The sequence below is a fragment of the Nitrincola alkalilacustris genome (assembly GCF_008973755.1).
Lineage (GTDB): Bacteria > Pseudomonadota > Gammaproteobacteria > Pseudomonadales > Balneatricaceae > Nitrincola > Nitrincola alkalilacustris.
In genome coordinates this window covers 40,507-58,019 of sequence record NZ_WBOM01000006.1, presented here as the reverse complement: position 1 = coordinate 58,019, position 17,513 = coordinate 40,507, and the positions used below count along the sequence as shown (strand labels likewise).

Below are 17,513 nucleotides of genomic sequence, written 5' to 3'. Positions count from 1 at the left end.
AAAAGGGCTGCCCAGTTAATCTGGCCAGCCCTTTTCTTTGCAGCTACAGTTTTGCAGCTATAGTTATGTTGTTTTTAAAGCGTCAGCGGGCGATTACTGGCAGTGACAAAGGCACGCTTCAGATCACCATAGGTCTGCACCGCAGGGAACTGTGGAAACTCGCTGATGACATTATCCGGTGCATGAAACAGAATACCGGCCTCAGCCTGCGTCAGCATGGTGGTATCGTTGTAGGAGTCACCAGTCGCAATCACTCGATAATTCAGCAACTGAAAAGCCCTGACTGACTGGCGCTTGGGATCACGCTGCCTGAGGGTATACCCCACAATGCGCCCCGCCTCATCCACTTCCAGCTTATGACAAAGCAGCGCCGGGAAACCCAACTGACGCATCAATGGCTGAGCAAACTCATAGAAAGTATCCGACAGGATTACTACCTGAAACCGTTCTCGCAACCAATCCAGGAACTCTGCTGCGCCCTCCAGCGGCGTCAGACGACTGATCGTGTCCTGTATCTGGGGCAACGTCAGACCATGCTGATCCAGCAAACGCAGACGCTGTTTCATCAGCACATCGTAATCGGGAATATCACGCGTTGTTGCCTTGAGTTCCTCAATTCCGGTTTCCTCTGCAAACGCAATCCAGATTTCGGGAATCAGCACCCCTTCCAGATCCAGACAAGCCAGTTCCACATACCCTCCTCAGCATGCCGCAAAGCGGCATGAGTGATCATTGATAAATTAACGATACAGTCGGATATCCACCTCAATGATGAGGAAGATCATAGCCACTGAACATCTCTTCCACTTCGTGACGGTTTGCACATGCCTGAACCTTCTGTACCACTTCGGGCGTAAGATGCGGCGCAAACAGCTTGATGAAATCGTACATGTAGCCACGCAGAAAAGTCCCTTTGCGAAAGCCGATACGGGTTGTGCTGGCCTCGAACAGATGACTGGCATCCAGCGCTACCAGATCACTGTCCTGCTCCGCCTCAAAAGCCATTGTCGCCACAATACCCACACCAAGACCGAGGCGTACATAGGTTTTGATAACATCAGAGTCCACTGCAGTGAAAACCACTCGTGGCGTCAGGCCTCGGTCACGAAATGCATCATCCAGCTTTGAGCGGCCGGTAAAACCAAATACATAAGTGACGATAGGGTAACGTGCCAGCTCTTCGAGCGTCAGCTTGGAGACCTGAGCCAACGGGTGGTCCTTGGGTACCACCACCGAACGATTCCAGTGATAGCAGGGCATCATGATCAGGTCAGAAAAATGCGACATGGCTTCTGTGGCAATGGCAAAATCCACCTCGCCATCGGCAGCCATTTCCGAAATCTGCATCGGCGTTCCCTGCTGCATATGCAAAGAGACATCCGGATACATCTTGATAAACTCATTGATCGCCGGGGGCAAGGCATAGCGAGCCTGGGTATGAGTCGTGGCGATACTCAGCGTGCCCTTTTTCTCGTCACTGAACTCCTGAGCAACCTGGCGGATGCTGTCAACCTTTTGCAGAATATCACCCACTATCTGCAGAATGGCTTCACCTGCGGGCGTCACTCGTGTCAGATGCTTGCCGCTGCGGGCAAACACCTCAACACCCAGCTCGTCTTCAAGCAAACGAACCTGTTTACTGATACCCGGCTGAGAGGTGTAAAGACTCTGAGCCGTGGCAGATACATTCAGATCGTGCCTGGAAACTTCCCAGATATAACGCAATTGCTGCAGTTTCATCTTGATATCCTGATTACATAAACAAACTCAAATATAACACCATGATATAACTAAATTCAAAAAAGAACAGGTATTGATATTAACTGTATCACTTTATACTGAGTTATCAGCCATCAGATCAACTAAATACGTGAGCTAAGGCGCCTGACTTCCTCTTCATAGCTGATCATCCGCTTCTCCAGCGAATTGACCTTGGCCTCTGCTCTGATCAAGTTATCCTCTTTATCCTTCAGCTGCAGACGCAATGCATTTTCGCGCTTGGCACTCTCATTGGACTGGGAGAGCAATTTCTGATTGGTTCGACGCGACTCTTCCTGCAGCTCTCTGACCTTCTGTTCAAGACGCTTGGTTTTATTCAACTCAGCCAGCAGTTGATTATTCAGTTTGGACAACTCGCGCTGCTGAGAAGCCGCCTCCTGCTTGAACTTCTGCAGCTCCGCTTCCATTCCCTTGGTCTGAGACTTCAGCGTGTCAACATTGACATCACGTCTGGCCAGGCGCGTCTGCAGATCGTGCGCCTCTCGGGTAAACTCAGACTCTCTCTTACTGGCCTCCTCCCGCGCTTTTTCCAGTGCATTACGATAGAAGCGGGTTTCGACCTCCTCCTTCGCCAGCGCTTCAAGCATATGACGCTGCTCTTCCTTGATGCGCTGATCAAAGACGCGCTTGGCATCATCATGCACTTTTCTCAGCTGAGCCAGCTCATGCTCAAGGGTAGAGCGTTTCTGCTCTTCTTTTTTACGATGGTTGGTCTCGTTAGCCAGATTACCCTTCAGAACCGTCAACTCAGCATCAAGCACACGGGATTGCTCACGACTCTCCTCAAGCTTGAGCTGCAGATCCCGGTAACGAGCTTCCAGTTCAACATAAAGATTATGCGATTTCTGTACCGCGTCATCATTGACCCGCCGATCCTCTTCCTCGCCGACATCAAGCTTCTTCCGGGAAAGAATGACATGTGACTGCGCCTCCTGAACCGCCTGCTGCCATACGCGCGTGAAGGCTTGTGCCAGAACATCCGGCATTCCGGGTATTTCGAAGTGGTGATCGCCTTTGATGTTTACCCGCTCAGGCAACGCCTTCCACCACTCATCCAGACTCTGAGTTATCTCTTCCGGCGAAATGCGCAGCCTGGAGGCGATCACTGCAACGTCTGGGTACTGACCTGACAATAACAACTGGTCAGCCACCTCAAACACTTGAACTCTGATAGTTTCAATATCCATTTACACACTAAACCACTGACTTGAAAAACGAAAAAAAACAAAACCACAAATCTGCAACACGCCCGCAAAAGCCCAACCTGCGTAGCATACCCTATGCTTCGTAGCTTTTGACAGTGCTGGAATCAATGAAATTAAAGCACTGGATCGGTGCAGCAATATCTGGACATAGCCCCTTTCTGGTGCATACTTTATCTGCATCAGGCAGATCTGTAACAGAACAACAATACAATCAGAATGGATCTGAACCTGCAGCAAACAGGATTTCTCCAGAGTAGGCAGATGTTCTGCATGCAGAATCAGCCTGCCTCAGGAGAGCTGATACTTCATAAAAGGAAAAAGGGACTGATTATGAAAAACCTGACTGTTCGAAAGCTGTTTTTCCTCCTTGCATTTGCCGTTGCCTCTCTCATGATACTCCTTGCACTAGCCACAGTTCGCCAGCTTGGACTGGGGCAGGAGCTGGCTGAATCCAGTCATAACCGCTATCAATCCTACCTGTTGGCAGACGAATTACGTCAAAGTTCCGATGAGTTGACTCGCCTGGCGCGTACCTATGCCGTGACCGGGGATCCAAAATGGGAAAAACAATACTTTGATATTCTCGCCATCCGCAACGGAGAAAAACCTCGCCCGCAAAACTATCACCGCATCTACTGGGACTTTGTCGCTGCCGGAGAGCCGGCCCCTCAGCCTCCGGGAGAAACGATTGCGCTGACACAACTGATGCGCCAGGCAGGTTTCAGCCATGAAGAGCTTGCGAAACTGACCGAAGCACAGCAGAACTCGGATGCCCTCGTCGCACTTGAAACCAAAGCCATGAATGCGGTTAAGGGCCTGTTTGCCGACAGCAACGGCGCTTATACCCTGAGAGGAGAACCGGATCTGGAGCTGGCCCGCGGCCTAATGCACAGCGATGACTATCACCGCTTTAAAGCCCAGATCATGAAGCCTGTGGATGATTTTTTCGAACTCCTTGATCAACGCACACTGGCAGCGGTCACCGAGGCGAACCATCAGGCCACTGCGTGGCTCACTCTTCTGATCGGCATTGTTTTCATCATTCTGCTGGTATTGCTGGGCGGACTCTACTTCAGCTATGTATTCCTCAAGCGAACAATAGGTGGCGAGCCGGTCATAGTTGCAAGAGCCTTGCAGGATATTGCCGAGGGTGACATTTCCAACACCCTGCCAAGCGCCACTCATGGCAGCATCATGGCCAGCGCTGAAGCGATGCGCAGTAGTCTGGTGCATGTTATTGCGGCCACCCGCAAAGCAGCAGAGTCAATCACGGGAGCGGCAGCGACACTTCACCATAACAGTGAGCAGGCCAGTGAGCGCGTTGATCATCAGCAGAAAGAGGCCGAACAGGTAGCGGCGGCCATGACTGAGATGGTGGCAACTGTGCAGGATGTTGCGCTCAGTGTTTCCAAGGTGGCAGAACTGAGTAAAGCGACAGATGCTCATGCAAGGGATGGCCTGGGTATCATGACGGAAAGTGCAGATGCCATCGGCACGCTGGCAAGTGAAATCGAGGAGATCGCCAGAGTGATCGAAGCCGTCAGGGCCGACAGCCAGGCGATATTTCAGGTGGTGGATGTCATCAATGGTATTGCCGAGCAGACCAATCTGCTGGCACTGAATGCTGCCATAGAGGCCGCACGTGCTGGTGAGCAGGGTCGAGGATTTGCAGTAGTTGCTGACGAGGTCCGCACGCTGGCAAGCAGAACCCAGGGATCCACCAATGAGATCCACTCCATGATTGAACGGTTGCAGTTGAGTGCATCAAACGCCGTCACTGCGATGACCGAAGGGTGCAACCGGGCAAGGCGCAATGTTCAACTTTCAGCCTCCGCCAGCGCAGCCTTCAATACCATCTCCTCATCGGTCAATGAGTTGAATGATATGAATGTCATGAGCGCCACTGCAGCCGAGCAGCAGGAAGCTGTCGCTGAGCAGATCAACGTCAATCTCAATAACATCAGCAACTCTGTCACCGAAACCGCCCTGTCAGCAAGACAGCTTGCCGAATCGGCAGCCTCCCTGACAAATCTGACAGATGAGATGATGATCAGCATCAGTCACTTTCAGCTACCACAACAAAGCTGAACCTTTACCCGCCCCTTACAGAGTAATGTATAGGGGCGGGTCGCTTTAGCCAGAAACACTGTCCGATATATGTTCTGACAGCAAATCAGCAAGATCCAGATCCATCTCTGCCTTCACAACCAACATCTCACCGTCAGGCAACCTCGCCCTGACTTCCGCCGCATGAAGCATCAAGCGATGGATACCATAGGCCTTCATACGCTGATTCATGCTCTCATCGCCATATTTCGAGTCACCAATAATCGGGTGACCGGCATACTGGCAATGAACACGAATCTGATGTGTGCGCCCCGTCAAGGGGCTGGCTTCAACCAGCGTTGCCAGATCACCGAAACGGCGCAGCAGCCTGAAATCCGTTATCGAGCTCTTGCCGCTGTTATCAACACGAACCATGCGCTCACCTGACTGCAACTCATTACGCAGCAAAGGTGCATCGATACGCTGCTGACGCTTATCCCAGCGCCCGACAACCAGGGCCTGATAGATTTTCTTGATCTGACGCTCACGGAGTCCTTCATGCAAGTGGCGCAGCATACTGCGCTTCTTGGCAATCATCAGGCAGCCGGAGGTATCACGATCTATGCGATGAACCAGTTCGAGAAAACGTGCATCCGGTCTCATCTGCCTGACCGCTTCAATCAGGCCGCTGGTGATCCCGCTGCCACCATGTACGGCAAGCCCGGATGGTTTATTGATCACCATTAGCGCATCGGTTTCGTACAGGATGGCCGACTCCAGGCGATCCAGAAATCCCCGACCGATAATATCAGGCGCATTCGGCTCGGATACCCTGACAGGCGGAATTCTCACCTCATCACCCGATACCAGCTTGTAATCCGGTTTGGCCCGTTTCTTGTTGACCCTGATCTCCCCTTTCCGCAATACCCTGTAGATCAGCGTCTTGGGTACACCCTTGAGTTGTGTGCGCAAAAAGTTATCGATTCGCTGCCCCTCCTGTTCCGGCTCGACAGTGACATAACGAACCTGAGGACGCGACTTCGCATCTGAATTTGTCATAGTAAGTTGTTTAACACCCGATTGATGCTCAATGGCTTTACTGTTATATTCTAGCGTTGCCGAGGACGGTTGGCTTTATTAATTTTGCAAAACCGCACGACCAGTCAATTTACTCTGAATACGATCTCTTTACTGGCGTAGTCCGGCCTGTGGCAAACATGCTATATCAAACGATATAAACCCGAATTTGAAGTAACGCTTCCACCACCTTCGCCAGTGCGAGGGTCCAGTTGGAGGTGGAGATGCACGCTGACCCGGAACCTGCCTTAGACAGCAGCCACAGCCATAGAAAATAACGACATTGGTCATCGTTTCCTCCACTGCCGACACCAAGGTAGCCAGAAGCTACCCAGGCGATTGCATGCCAGATGCAGCAATCGGTCACAAAGACTGGACACTGACACACCAGACACATTGGTTGACTGGAGTGGAATGCGTTGCGTTTGCTGAGAACGCATAACAACATGAAAAGAATGCTGATTAACGCAACTCAACCCGAAGAGGTGCGTGTCGCGCTTGTCGATGGACAGCGCTTGTTTGATCTCGATATGGAGTCAGACAGCCGGGAACAGAAAAAAGCCAACATCTATAAGGGTAAAATCACCCGCGTTGAGCCCAGCCTGGAAGCCGCCTTCGTTGATTACGGTGCTGATCGACACGGTTTTCTCCCCCTCAAAGAGATTGCCAAGGAATATTTTTCCAAGCAGCCGGAACGTGGCCAGCGCCCGAACATCCGCGATGTGATCCGTGAAGGGACTGAAGTCTTCGTTCAGGTCGATAAAGAGGAGCGTGGAAACAAGGGTGCAGCCCTGACCACCTTCATCAGCCTGGCCGGACGTTATCTGGTGCTGATGCCCAACAACCCGCGTGCCGGTGGCATCTCCCGCCGGATTGAGGGCGAGGATCGCAACCAGCTCAAGGAAGCCCTCAGCGGCGTCAAGATCTCTGACCAGATGGGCGTCATCATCCGCACGGCCGGTATCGGTCGCAGTTCCGAAGAACTGCAGTGGGATCTGGACTACCTGACCACCCTCTGGGATGCGATGCAGGCGGTCAAGGATCGCCCGGCCCCCTTCCTGGTCTATCAGGAAAGCAACGTCGTCATTCGCGCCATCCGTGACTATCTGCGTGCCGATATCGGCGAAGTGCTGATTGATCACCCTGCTGTGTATGAGCAGGCGATGCAGTTTGTACGTCAGGTGATCCCGACGTTTGAGAATCGCGTCAAGCTCTACAAGGAATCCACACCGCTTTTCAATCGTTTCCAGATTGAGAGCCAGATCGAAACCGCGTTTGAGCGCGAAGTCCAGCTCCCATCTGGTGGTTCGATTGTCATCGACCCGACCGAAGCGCTGGTTTCCATCGATATCAACTCGGCACGCGCAACCCGTGGTGGCGATATCGAAGAAACGGCACTGAATACCAACCTTGAAGCAGCCGATGAAATTGCTCGACAGCTCAGACTGCGTGATATCGGCGGCCTGATTGTCATCGATTTTATCGATATGACGCCGATTAAAAACCAGCGTGAGGTGGAAAATCGCCTGCGCGATGCCCTCAAGCTGGATCGCGCACGCGTGCAGATGGGCCGCATTTCCCGCTTTGGTCTGCTGGAGATGTCACGCCAGCGCCTGCGTCCATCACTCAGCGAAACCCGTGGCAGTGTCTGCCCTCGCTGCAGTGGTACAGGTGTCATTCGCGACACAGGATCACTCGCTCTGTCGATCATGCGCCTGATCGAAGAGGAGTCCTCGAAAGATCGTACCGCACAGATTCGTGCGATCCTGCCTGTCAGCGTGGCAACCTTCCTGCTCAACGAAAAGCGCAATGAAGTCCATGCGATTGAAGAGCGCCACAAGGTTCGAGTTGTCATCGTTCCAAACCCCAATATGGAAACACCACACTATGAGGTGGTCAGGCTGCGCGATGATCACACCGTTGCCACCATTGATGACCTGAGCTACGCCATTCAGCCTGAAACCGCTCCCGAAGAGCCCTCGACAGTTACTCGCCCACCCAAACGCGAAGAAGCTGCCGTCAAGGCTATTGCACCACCGACACGGGTTGCACCACAGCCTGTTGCCGAAGTGGTAAGCAAAACCAACGAAGACGCCTCCGACCTGGCCAGCAAGCCAAAGGCGGAAGCTCAGGCATCCGCACCTTATCACCATATGCCGAAGGCCGTCGAAGCACCATCCTTTGCAAAGAGGGTTATCTCCTCTCTGCGCTCACTGTTTGCCGGTACTCCCGCCAAACCTGAGCCAGCCCCTGAAAAGCCACCTGTTGCAAAAGCGCCGGCACCAGCACCAGCGCGCAGCAGTGAAAGCCGCTCATCAAACAGCCGAGGTGGTGATAAACGCCGCGGTGGTCGCAGCAAGCCACGTGATAGTGATTCCCGGCGCAGAGACAGCCGTGATGAGCGCCAGGACGAGATCATCACGATTGAGCCGGAACACAACCTGCCACCAATTGGAGAAAAATCCACCGACAAGCGTGAGGAAGGTGCTGAAGGCGGGCGCACGCGCCGTCGCCGTCGCGGGGATCGCAAACGTGGCGAAAAGAGTGACAAGCCAGCATCAACTGCTGCTGAGGATACAAATGAGAGCAGCACCTCTGCTCAACCTGACACTGTAGAAATCGATACAGACAAGCTGAATGAGGCGGATCAGGAGCAGAGCCGTCGCCGTGGACGTCGTCGTCGCGGTGGTGAGCGTACCGCCAAGCGGACACTGATGCCAGGCATGGAAGAGCAGGACAGTAACCAGGCGCAGGGAACCGAGGGCAGCAAACCTGAGGCTGAGGCAGATGTACCTGAAAAGGCGGCAGAGATGCAGATGCCAACTTCTGACGCTACAGAACAGCGCACAGAGGCCAGTCCTGAACAGCCCCCTGTTCAATCGAATGTATCTGCAGATGATGCCCCTCAGTTCACGGCAAATGCTGATACTTCCGTAACCGATGCTTCTGACGCTGACAGCACCGTGGCTGATACAGCCCTCGAAGCCACAACTGATGCTCAAGCGGAAGCAGTATCCACAACAGAGACAGATGCTGCGCCCGTTGAAAAACCAGCAAGGTCTCGCCGTGGTAACCAGCGTCAGAGATCAGGCAGACGTGCACCGGAGCAATCCAGCATTGAGTTTGATCAAGCGGAAGCAACAGATTTGTCCTCCGCTCCCCTTGGCGAGAGTACAGAGCCTGAAAGCGAATCCGAAACAGGCAGCGATGCTGTGACAAAGGTCAGCACTGTTTCCGGGCAAACTGATGAGCCAACACAACTGGTTCAACAGGATCTGATTCGTGAAATGGATGCCGAAGCTGTTACACCCTCTCATTCACCTGCAGAGCCTACTGAAGTGGCTGAAGTGGTTGAAGAAAGCGTAACAGCAGAGAAGCCGGGAGCAGAAACCACCGCCAACGCAGCATCTGAAGCCACTGTTTCAGGTGCCGATGTCGATGACAAAGAGCCTGCAGAAGAACCGGCAACATCAGTAGCAGAGGATGATATCGCCCGACAGGATAACAGCCTGGTCGAGGAGACTGAAGATACGCCCGCTGCAGAGGAGCCAACACAACCTCTGGAGCAGCCTCAGCAGTCCGAACCCGAACAACCCCGTGCAAGACGTCGTGCACCGAATGATCCGCGACTGAAGCGCGATAAAGCCCAGTAAAGGATTAAATCTGCAACATACCCGAAAAGCAGGCCATGAACGGCCTGCTTTTTTGTATCAACAATACCCTCATCATCCCCTCCCTTTTCTTGTCGCAAAAAATGCTTGCCTGCAGCAATCTTCAAGGAGACTATACTCCAGTAAGGATGTGATCGAAAATCCTCATATGTGTGATCCATCATATACTTAGCTGCATTCATCCAGTATTGGATCAAGTCAAGGAGCGAAGATGGATGAGCGATAATCCAGCCCTGAAATCACTTAACCTGCTATTGGTTGATGATGAAGACAACATCCTGAAAAGCATCAGGCGTGCTTTACTGCGCGAGCCCTACAAGATATTGACGGCCAGACGTGGTGAAGAAGCTCTGGAAATACTGGAACACAATCTGATCGACCTGGTGATATCTGATGCGCGCATGCCAGGCATGGATGGTGCCACCCTGCTGGCAGAAGTCCAGAAGCGCTGGCCCGGCTGCATGCGCATTTTGATGACCGGCTATGCAGACCTGGCCACAACAGTCAAAGCGATCAACGAAGGCAAAATTTATCGCTATATCAGTAAGCCCTGGGATGACGATGAACTGCGCCTGACAATCCGACAGGCGATGGAGTTTCATACCTCTGAACTGGAGCGCAAGCGCCTCGAACGCCTGACACAGGAGCAGAACCGGAACCTGCATGAGCTCAACCGGACACTGGAGCAGCGTGTTAAAGAGCGTACCGCCGAACTTGAACAAACCGCCGAGATGGTTGAGGCCGCTTATCAGGAACTATCACAAAGTTACGTCAAGACAACCATGGTGTTCTCATCCCTGATCGACCTGCGCTTACCTTCTGATCGCCACAGCAACAGCCAGGTTATAGCCATCATCAAGCGTTTTTGTCAGCACTATCAGTTGGATGCCGACCTGACCCGCAACCTGAGCATGGCCGCATCACTCTATAATCTGGGTAAGCTTACCTGGGATGATGAAATGCTGCGGCAGTCATCAAATCAGTTGCACAAGCACTATAAAGATATTTATCGCCAGTATCCTGCGATCGGTGAGTCGTTGCTGATGGCCCTTGAACCCATGCAGGGGGCAGCAAAGCTGATACGCCACCATCAGGAGCGTTGGGCGGGTGGCGGCTTTCCAGACGGAATCAAGGGCAAGGCTATTCCAGCAGGTGCACGCATTCTCCGTCTGGCAGTCGATTTTGTAGAGCTGCACCAAGGTGTTACACTCAATAAACCGATGGCCCATGAGGATATACTGGCCATGATGACAAAGTATTCCGGCCAGCTGTATGAACCCCACCTCTGCGGGCAGTTCATCCGTTTGATGGAGCTGTGCAAGCAGGAAGGTGATCACGAAAAAAACAATGTGCTTCTGCTGCGTACAGATCAGTTGAAGCCCGGGATGCGACTGGCCCGCAACCTCTATTCGGATAAAGGGACATTGATCATCTATGAGGACAAGATACTGAATAGCATGCTGATCGATAAACTCAGAGAGTTTGAAGCATCTGAACAATCTCAGTTTGAGCTGGCCATACATGCCGCTCAGCGGCAGGACTTCATGGAATGAATGCACAGAATACCGACACTGACACGCTCAAAAGTCTGGACCCTCACGCTACCGCTGTAAGGCACTCAGCCCACCTGCTGCAGCGCTGTCTCGAGTCCTGCTATAACGGCATTCTGATAGTGGATGCACAGCAGCAGGATATGCCGATCATTTATGTCAACGCGGCTTTTGAAAAAATTACCGGTTACACTGCCGCCGAAGCACTGGGTCGCAACTGCCGTTTTCTGCAAGGCAGTGATGTGGATCAGGATGCTGTAGCCGAAATTCGACAACACCTGCAGGAGAAAAAAGAGGTTCATGTCGTACTGCGCAATTACCGCAAGGATGGCCGCGCTTTCTGGAATGATCTCTACATTGCTCCGGTTCCTGACGATCAAGGGCGTATCACTCACTTTGTCGGTGTTCAGAATGACATCTCCGAGCAGAAACACTATGAAACACGCCTGGCCTACAATGCCAACCACGATGTTCTGACCGGCCTGCCGAACCGAGCAGCAATTGAGGAGCGACTGGATCAGATCTGTCGCGTTGCGCGCCGCAGTGGACACAAGCTTGCCGTCATGTTCATCGACCTCGATGGTTTCAAGGCAATTAATGATGCCATGGGCCATAAGGTAGGTGACAAGGTTCTGATAGAGATCGCCAATCGGATGAAAATGCAGATACGTCCCGGCGATATCCTGGCTCATTTCGGTGGTGATGAGTTCGTACTGGTTCTGCCGGACCTGGTCCACGAAGAGCATGTCATGACCGTTGCAGACCGTGTTCTGGAAAGCCTTTCCGACCCAATGCGGATGGAAGGCATAGATCTGCACATCACGGCCAGTATGGGTATCAGAATCAGCGATGGCAGCATAGATCAACCCATGCAACTGATTCAGCAGGCCGACATAGCCATGTATAAGGCCAAACAGAAAGGCCACAATACCTATCATTTTTTCACTGAGGATCTGAACCAGAAGATCAGCCATCTGTTTCTTCTGCGCAATGAGATGCAGAAAGCGATTGAGAATGAAGATTTTCAGGTTTACTACCAGCCTCAGTTTGACTCGCGAACTGGCCGTATCACCGGAATAGAGGCCCTGCTGCGTTGGCATCATCCTGATCTGGGACACATCTCACCAGATGAATTCATCACGGTAGCCGAAAATACTGGCCAGATCATCCCATTGGGTGAGTGGGTTCTGAAGCAGGCGTGTCAGGACAACAAACTGATTTATGATATGGGCTATATCGGTAATCGCGTCTCGATCAATGTGTCTGCAATACAGTTTCAGCGTGGAAATTTTGTCAAAAGCATGCTCAGAGCACTGCAGTCATCAAAGATCCCCCCGGAGCTGGTGGACATTGAAATTACGGAATCCCTGCTGGTAGATAACACGGATCGAACACTGAACATGCTCAATGAGCTCAAGGCATTCGGAATCAGCATTTCGATCGATGACTTCGGAACCGGTTTTTCCGGCTTGAGCTACCTGAAGAATATCCCTGTAGACAAGATCAAGATCGACCGCTCCTTTGTCAGGGATATCATCAGCAATCAGAATGATGCCGCTATCACCAAAGGGATCATCTCAATGGCACACCATCTGGGGCTGAAGGTCGTGGCAGAAGGTATAGAAACCAAGGCCCAGGCGAGCTTTCTGAACCAGCACCTCTGCGATGAGTTCCAGGGCTACTTCTTTGCCCGCCCCATGCCATTTGACGAGTTGATCACGTTTTTCAAGCAACACAAAATACAGCAGCTGTTCAACTCCAGGGAATCAGAAGCAGACAAAACTCAGACATTACTGCTACTGGATGATGAACCCAACATTCTGAATGCGCTGAAGAGAGTGCTGCGCCAGGATGGCTATAAGATTCTGACCGCCAGTAATGCCCAGACCGCCTTTGAATTACTGGCCACCAACCCGGTTCAGGTCGTGATATCCGACCAGCGCATGCCCGATATGAGCGGTATAGAGTTCCTGAAGAGGGTCAAGAGTATTCATCCGAACACTATTCGTATTCTGCTGTCGGGTTATACCGACCTCAAAACCGTCACAGAAGCGATCAATCAAGGCTGTGCCTATAAATTCTTCACCAAACCCTGGGTGGATGATGAGCTGCGAGCCAATATTCGCCGCGCCTTCAGGCACCACTCCGCAATGCTGTCACAACCTAATGAGGAAGATACCTGACCAGAGTTAACCCGGCTTCTCAGGTTAAATGGCAAGCAGTATGCACTGCAGGATAAAAGCGCGGTTCCGGCTCCAGCCAGACTCCGAAACGTTGCTGAACCGATCGCTGGATTTTTGTCATCAGAACCTCCAGCTGCGCACGTGTCCCACCGCCGGCATTGTACAGCACCAGAGCCTGCCGTTCATACACACCCATCTGCCCCTCTCGCTTGCCTTTCCAGCCGCAACGATCAATCATCCAGCCGGCTGCCAGCTTGAACTGCCCCTGATCTGGATAGGCAACCAGATCGGGAAAGTGTTGTTTCAGTTGCTGAAGCTGCTCAGCAGAAACAATTGGATTCTTGAAAAAACTGCCGGCATTTCCCAGCACTTTCGGATCCGGTAATTTACTGCTTCGAATGGAGCATACCTGATCAAACACATCACGAGCGGTCAGATCAGCCTTGTCTGTCAGTTCATGCAAGCCACTGTATGCCAGGACTGGTTTAAACTGATGCTGAAGCACAAAGGTCACTGCCGTAATGATATAACGCTCCGCTTCAATCGATTTAAAGACACTGTCACGATAACTGAAGTGGCAGTCTGAGCAGCTCAAACTGGAAAAACACGCCTGCGTTCGATCATACACCTCAACCTCCAGCAGCCGGTCCTTGAGCTCGACTCCATAGGCACCGATATTCTGTACCGGCGCCGCCCCCACCGTACCGGGAATCAGAGCCAGATTCTCGAGGCCGAACAATCCCTCTTCCAGCATTCTGTCTACCGCTGCGTGCCAGTTCTCCCCTGCTGCGATACGCAGCTGGCTCCTGTCATCATCCAGTCGGGTTGTCTCCCAGCCTTTTAAATCAATCTGTGCCACCATACCGAAGACACTATCGCCCAGTACCAGATTACTCCCGCCACCCAGCAGCAGCAGCTCTAGCTCATGCTCTTTGCAATACTCACAAAGCAGCGGCAACTGAGCCACCTCTGTAATACGGGTGAAGTACTCGGCAGTGGCTGAAAATCCCATGGTGTTAAGCGTATCAAGCGCAACATTTCGTTGAATTGACAGCATTAACCGGCATGCCTCGCCCTGATATGACGGATCAGTCCCGCAGACGCATCCTCTATCATATCGACCACCAGCTCAAACCCCTTGTCACCATCGGTATAGTAGGGATCAGGCACTTCACGCGCGTCCACTGAGTCCGCAAAATCAAGAAACAGACTCAGATGCCCCGTGAAGTTGACCGGTGCCATCGCCTTAAGAAAGTTCAGGTTCTGCTGATCCATCGCCAGAATATAGTGGTACTGCTCGAAATCAGCGCCTTCGACCGCACGGGCACGCAAGGGGCTCAGGTCATAACCACGACGCGCCGCAACCATGGTACTGCGGGGATCTGGAGGATTACCCACGTGATATGCAGCCGTTCCAGCAGAGTCCACCTCGACCTGATGTTGCAAGCCTTCATCAGCGAGGCACTTCAAAAAAACACCATGCGCTGTGGGTGATCGGCAGATATTACCCAAACAGACAAAAAGAACACTCACAGGAAACTGTTTTGACATAACCGTATCAATCATTGTATTGCCACTTGTTCAACATACTTGCAGCACCGGCATGGCTTATTGCTGCGCCAGCCACGCCCTGACTCTCTCCAGATCTTCAGGAGTATCAACACCCGCCGGTGGCGCTTCATCTGCTGCTGCGACATGGATGCGAACCCCCATCCACAAGGCACGCAACTGTTCCAGTGACTCTGTCTGCTCCAAGGGTGCAGGTGGCCAGGTAACATACTCATTCAGCAGTCGTACACGGTAGGCATACAGGCCGATATGACGCTGCCAACTGAAACCTGTCGGTATGCTGTCGGGTTTATTCTTCCCGGCAAAGGCATCCCGTGGCCAGGGAATAGTCGCACGACTGAAATAGAGTGCCATACCCTTACAATCAGTTACCACCTTGACGACGTTCGGATTAAGGAGGGCATCCAGCTCTTCAATCGGCTCCGAAAGGGTTGCTATCCCCGCCTCGGTCATCGCAATCAGGTTATGCGCCACCTGATTGATGATACGTGGCGGTATCAAGGGCTCATCCCCCTGAACATTCACCACGATATCATCCGCATAGAATCCAAGGCGCTTCACAACCTCCTGCAAGCGATCGGTACCGGATGGGTGATCCGGTGATGTCATGCACACCTCGGCACCGAACGCCGATGCCACATCAGCGATCTGCTGATTATCAGTCGCGACGATAACCCTACTGGCCTCACTCTCGCACGCGCGCTCATATACATGCTGCAGCATCGGCTTACCGGCCAGATCAGCCAGAGGCTTGCCGGGAAAGCGTGTAGAAGCAAAACGAGCCGGAATGACAACTGAAAAACTCATTATTTTTTCTCTTTCAGACGTTCTTCAGCCGACAGGGTGCGAGCCTCACTCTCCAGCATCACAGGAATGTCATCCCGAATGGGGTAGGCCAGCCCACTGGTCCGACAGATCAGCTCGTTGGTCTCTTTATTCCACTCCAATGGTGCCTTGGATACGGGACACACCAGTATATCAAGCAGTTTCTGATCCATTCTCAAGTCCTGTTCTGTAAATTGATACGCTGCGTCAACTGCAGCAGTCGCTCTTCAAACTCCTGCGCAAGCCCGGCCTCAACCTGCAAAGCCCAGCAATCAACCGGCAACGGGTTGTGAAATTTCACCGCATCCTTCTCGGTCATGATGACAGGTAACTCATCCTTGAATTCAATATCGTCCGGATGGTAATGATGATGATCCGGAAATGGGTGTTCTATCGGTTGCAACCCGATTTTTTCCAGGGTTTCGAAAAAGCGCGACGGATTACCGATCCCAGCCACCGCATGAACCCTGCCGTCCTTTCCGGCACGCCACGCATCAATACTGTAACTGGCTCCTGAACGCAGATGTCGCAGCGAAGTCGGCACTATATCCATCCGGAATGCGCCGGGCCATTTATGTGCCTGACCACTGTTAACAACCACCATATCCACTTGCTGCAGGCGACTCACAGGCTCACGCAAAGGACCTTCCGGCAGACAGCGTTCATTACCCAGGCCCCGCTGACCATCAATCACCGCAATCTCGATATCCCTGGCCAGGCGATAGTGTTGCAAGCCGTCATCACTGATGATGATATCGCAATCTGTCTCTGCCAGCAGCCATTTAGCCGCCGCCACTCTGTCCGGATCCACCACCAGTGGGACACCAGTATGGCGAACAATCAACAGTGGCTCATCACCTGACTCAGTTGGACTGGCGTTTGAAGTCACATGAAAAGGATAGTGAGGTGGTTTCCCGCCATACCCCCTACTGACCACACCCGGTCTGAAACCCTGGGCACGATACAGCGCTATCAGAGCGATCACCAGTGGTGTTTTACCCGTGCCACCGACACTTATATTCCCTACCACCACAACCGGGACTGAAGCTCGCCACTGATGCTCGGGGTATCTGAGGTAACGCGCTCTACGGCGTGTTACCAGAAGTTCGAATACCCAGGACAGAGGCCTGAGCAGGGGGCTCCATACAGCCTTCTGATACCAACTCCTCTCAAGCAGGCGCATTATTCACGCCCCGACTCCCGTGTTGTGATGCTGAGTCTGGCAAATCCCAGTTGGCCTGCCACATCCATTGCGGTCACCACCGCCTGATGCGGTGTTTCCCCATCGGCGGTAATAACAAATGGGATATCACGCGCATCACCGGCCTCCTCCATGATTGCCCTGCGCAGTGTCAGCGCCTGAGCATTCACCAGCGGCTTGCCATTGACGCTGTATAGACCCTCGGAGGAGATAACAACATCGATGGCGACTCTTTCGGTTATCGCAGCGGCTGAAGATGTGGCTTCCGGCAGATTGATCTCCAGGTGAGACTCGCGAGTAAAGGTGGTGGAAACCATAAAGAAGATCAGCAGCAGAAACACCACATCGATCAAAGGCGTCAGATTGACACTCACTTCATCCTGGCGCTGGCGGGGAAACTTCACAGC

Annotated in this window: 14 protein-coding genes; 4 read left to right on the top strand and 10 right to left on the bottom strand. The window is 52.6% G+C overall.

Going from position 1 to position 17,513, the window contains the following annotated elements:
- Window positions 1-74: 74 nt before the first annotated feature.
- The 3 genes from thrH to F7R27_RS12110 form a co-directional block, all read right to left on the bottom strand.
- Window positions 75-692, bottom strand: a complete 618-nt coding sequence (gene thrH / locus F7R27_RS12120; RefSeq protein WP_151704535.1) for a bifunctional phosphoserine phosphatase/homoserine phosphotransferase ThrH — start codon at window positions 690-692, stop codon at window positions 75-77.
- Window positions 693-765: 73 nt separating this feature from the next.
- Window positions 766-1,740 (bottom strand): HTH-type transcriptional regulator CysB, encoded by a 975-nt coding sequence (gene cysB, locus F7R27_RS12115; RefSeq protein WP_151704534.1) that lies wholly within the window; start codon window positions 1,738-1,740, stop codon window positions 766-768.
- A 122-nt stretch (window positions 1,741-1,862) separates the two neighbouring features.
- Complete coding sequence (locus F7R27_RS12110) at window positions 1,863-2,966, bottom strand: DNA-binding protein (protein WP_151704533.1); 1,104 nt, start codon at window positions 2,964-2,966, stop codon at window positions 1,863-1,865.
- A 348-nt stretch (window positions 2,967-3,314) separates the two neighbouring features.
- Here F7R27_RS12110 and F7R27_RS12105 point away from each other — a divergent pair, with 348 nt between their 5' ends.
- The gene (locus tag F7R27_RS12105; RefSeq protein WP_168927495.1) at window positions 3,315-5,072 is read left to right on the top strand and encodes a methyl-accepting chemotaxis protein; all 1,758 of its coding nucleotides are present in this window, start codon (window positions 3,315-3,317) and stop codon (window positions 5,070-5,072) included.
- Window positions 5,073-5,117: 45 nt separating this feature from the next.
- Here F7R27_RS12105 and rluC read toward each other — a convergent pair whose 3' ends face one another.
- Entirely contained in the window at window positions 5,118-6,089 is a 972-nt protein-coding gene (gene rluC / locus F7R27_RS12100; RefSeq protein ID WP_151704531.1) for a 23S rRNA pseudouridine(955/2504/2580) synthase RluC, read from the bottom strand.
- 464 nt (window positions 6,090-6,553) lie between these two features.
- Between rluC and rne the strand changes: the two genes are divergently transcribed.
- The 3 genes from rne (at window position 6,554) to F7R27_RS12085 (ending at window position 13,511) form a co-directional block, all read left to right on the top strand.
- Window positions 6,554-9,760, top strand: coding sequence for a ribonuclease E (rne, locus tag F7R27_RS12095; protein ID WP_151704530.1), 3,207 nt, complete (start codon window positions 6,554-6,556; stop codon window positions 9,758-9,760).
- 233 nt (window positions 9,761-9,993) lie between these two features.
- Window positions 9,994-11,331, top strand: a complete 1,338-nt coding sequence (gene nosR / locus F7R27_RS12090) for a response regulator c-di-GMP phosphodiesterase, NosR family (RefSeq protein ID WP_151704529.1) — start codon at window positions 9,994-9,996, stop codon at window positions 11,329-11,331.
- Complete coding sequence (locus tag F7R27_RS12085; RefSeq protein WP_151704528.1) at window positions 11,328-13,511, top strand: EAL domain-containing protein; 2,184 nt, start codon at window positions 11,328-11,330, stop codon at window positions 13,509-13,511. The genes nosR and F7R27_RS12085 overlap by 4 nt, the downstream gene beginning before the upstream one ends.
- 19 nt (window positions 13,512-13,530) lie before the next feature.
- Here F7R27_RS12085 and murB read toward each other — a convergent pair whose 3' ends face one another.
- The 6 genes from murB to F7R27_RS12055 are packed head-to-tail and all read right to left on the bottom strand — an operon-like array spanning window position 13,531 to window position 17,510.
- Complete coding sequence (murB, locus tag F7R27_RS12080; protein WP_151704527.1) at window positions 13,531-14,568, bottom strand: UDP-N-acetylmuramate dehydrogenase; 1,038 nt, start codon at window positions 14,566-14,568, stop codon at window positions 13,531-13,533.
- Window positions 14,568-15,062 (bottom strand): low molecular weight protein-tyrosine-phosphatase, encoded by a 495-nt coding sequence (locus F7R27_RS12075; RefSeq protein WP_338088400.1) that lies wholly within the window; start codon window positions 15,060-15,062, stop codon window positions 14,568-14,570. The genes murB and F7R27_RS12075 overlap by 1 nt, the downstream gene beginning before the upstream one ends.
- Window positions 15,063-15,119: 57 nt before the next feature.
- The gene (gene kdsB / locus F7R27_RS12070) at window positions 15,120-15,887 is read right to left on the bottom strand and encodes a 3-deoxy-manno-octulosonate cytidylyltransferase (RefSeq protein ID WP_151704525.1); all 768 of its coding nucleotides are present in this window, start codon (window positions 15,885-15,887) and stop codon (window positions 15,120-15,122) included.
- On the bottom strand, window positions 15,887-16,078 hold the full coding sequence (locus F7R27_RS12065) for a Trm112 family protein (RefSeq protein WP_151704524.1): 192 nt from the start codon (window positions 16,076-16,078) through the stop codon (window positions 15,887-15,889). Before F7R27_RS12065 ends, kdsB begins: the two co-directional genes overlap by 1 nt.
- Window positions 16,079-16,080: 2 nt before the next feature.
- A complete protein-coding gene (gene lpxK / locus F7R27_RS12060; protein WP_151704523.1) occupies window positions 16,081-17,088 on the bottom strand; it encodes a tetraacyldisaccharide 4'-kinase in 1,008 nt (335 codons plus the stop codon).
- Window positions 17,088-17,510 (bottom strand): ExbD/TolR family protein, encoded by a 423-nt coding sequence (locus tag F7R27_RS12055; RefSeq protein ID WP_151704522.1) that lies wholly within the window; start codon window positions 17,508-17,510, stop codon window positions 17,088-17,090. The genes lpxK and F7R27_RS12055 overlap by 1 nt, the downstream gene beginning before the upstream one ends.
- Window positions 17,511-17,513 lie beyond the last annotated feature (3 nt).

Excerpts from the sequence above, each read along its gene's own strand:
- cysB (WP_151704534.1), bottom strand. The coding sequence starts at position 1,740 with ATGAAACTGCAGCAATTGCGTTATATCTGGGAAGTTTCCAGGCACGAT.
- F7R27_RS12110 (WP_151704533.1), bottom strand. The coding sequence starts at position 2,966 with ATGGATATTGAAACTATCAGAGTTCAAGTGTTTGAGGTGGCTGACCAG.
- F7R27_RS12105 (WP_168927495.1), top strand. The coding sequence starts at position 3,315 with ATGAAAAACCTGACTGTTCGAAAGCTGTTTTTCCTCCTTGCATTTGCC.
- rluC (WP_151704531.1), bottom strand. The coding sequence starts at position 6,089 with ATGACAAATTCAGATGCGAAGTCGCGTCCTCAGGTTCGTTATGTCACT.
- rne (WP_151704530.1), top strand. The coding sequence starts at position 6,554 with ATGAAAAGAATGCTGATTAACGCAACTCAACCCGAAGAGGTGCGTGTC.
- nosR (WP_151704529.1), top strand. The coding sequence starts at position 9,994 with ATGAGCGATAATCCAGCCCTGAAATCACTTAACCTGCTATTGGTTGAT.
- F7R27_RS12085 (WP_151704528.1), top strand. The coding sequence starts at position 11,328 with ATGAATGCACAGAATACCGACACTGACACGCTCAAAAGTCTGGACCCT.
- murB (WP_151704527.1), bottom strand. The coding sequence starts at position 14,568 with ATGCTGTCAATTCAACGAAATGTTGCGCTTGATACGCTTAACACCATG.
- F7R27_RS12075 (WP_338088400.1), bottom strand. The coding sequence starts at position 15,062 with ATGTCAAAACAGTTTCCTGTGAGTGTTCTTTTTGTCTGTTTGGGTAAT.
- kdsB (WP_151704525.1), bottom strand. The coding sequence starts at position 15,887 with ATGAGTTTTTCAGTTGTCATTCCGGCTCGTTTTGCTTCTACACGCTTT.
- F7R27_RS12065 (WP_151704524.1), bottom strand. The coding sequence starts at position 16,078 with ATGGATCAGAAACTGCTTGATATACTGGTGTGTCCCGTATCCAAGGCA.
- lpxK (WP_151704523.1), bottom strand. The coding sequence starts at position 17,088 with ATGCGCCTGCTTGAGAGGAGTTGGTATCAGAAGGCTGTATGGAGCCCC.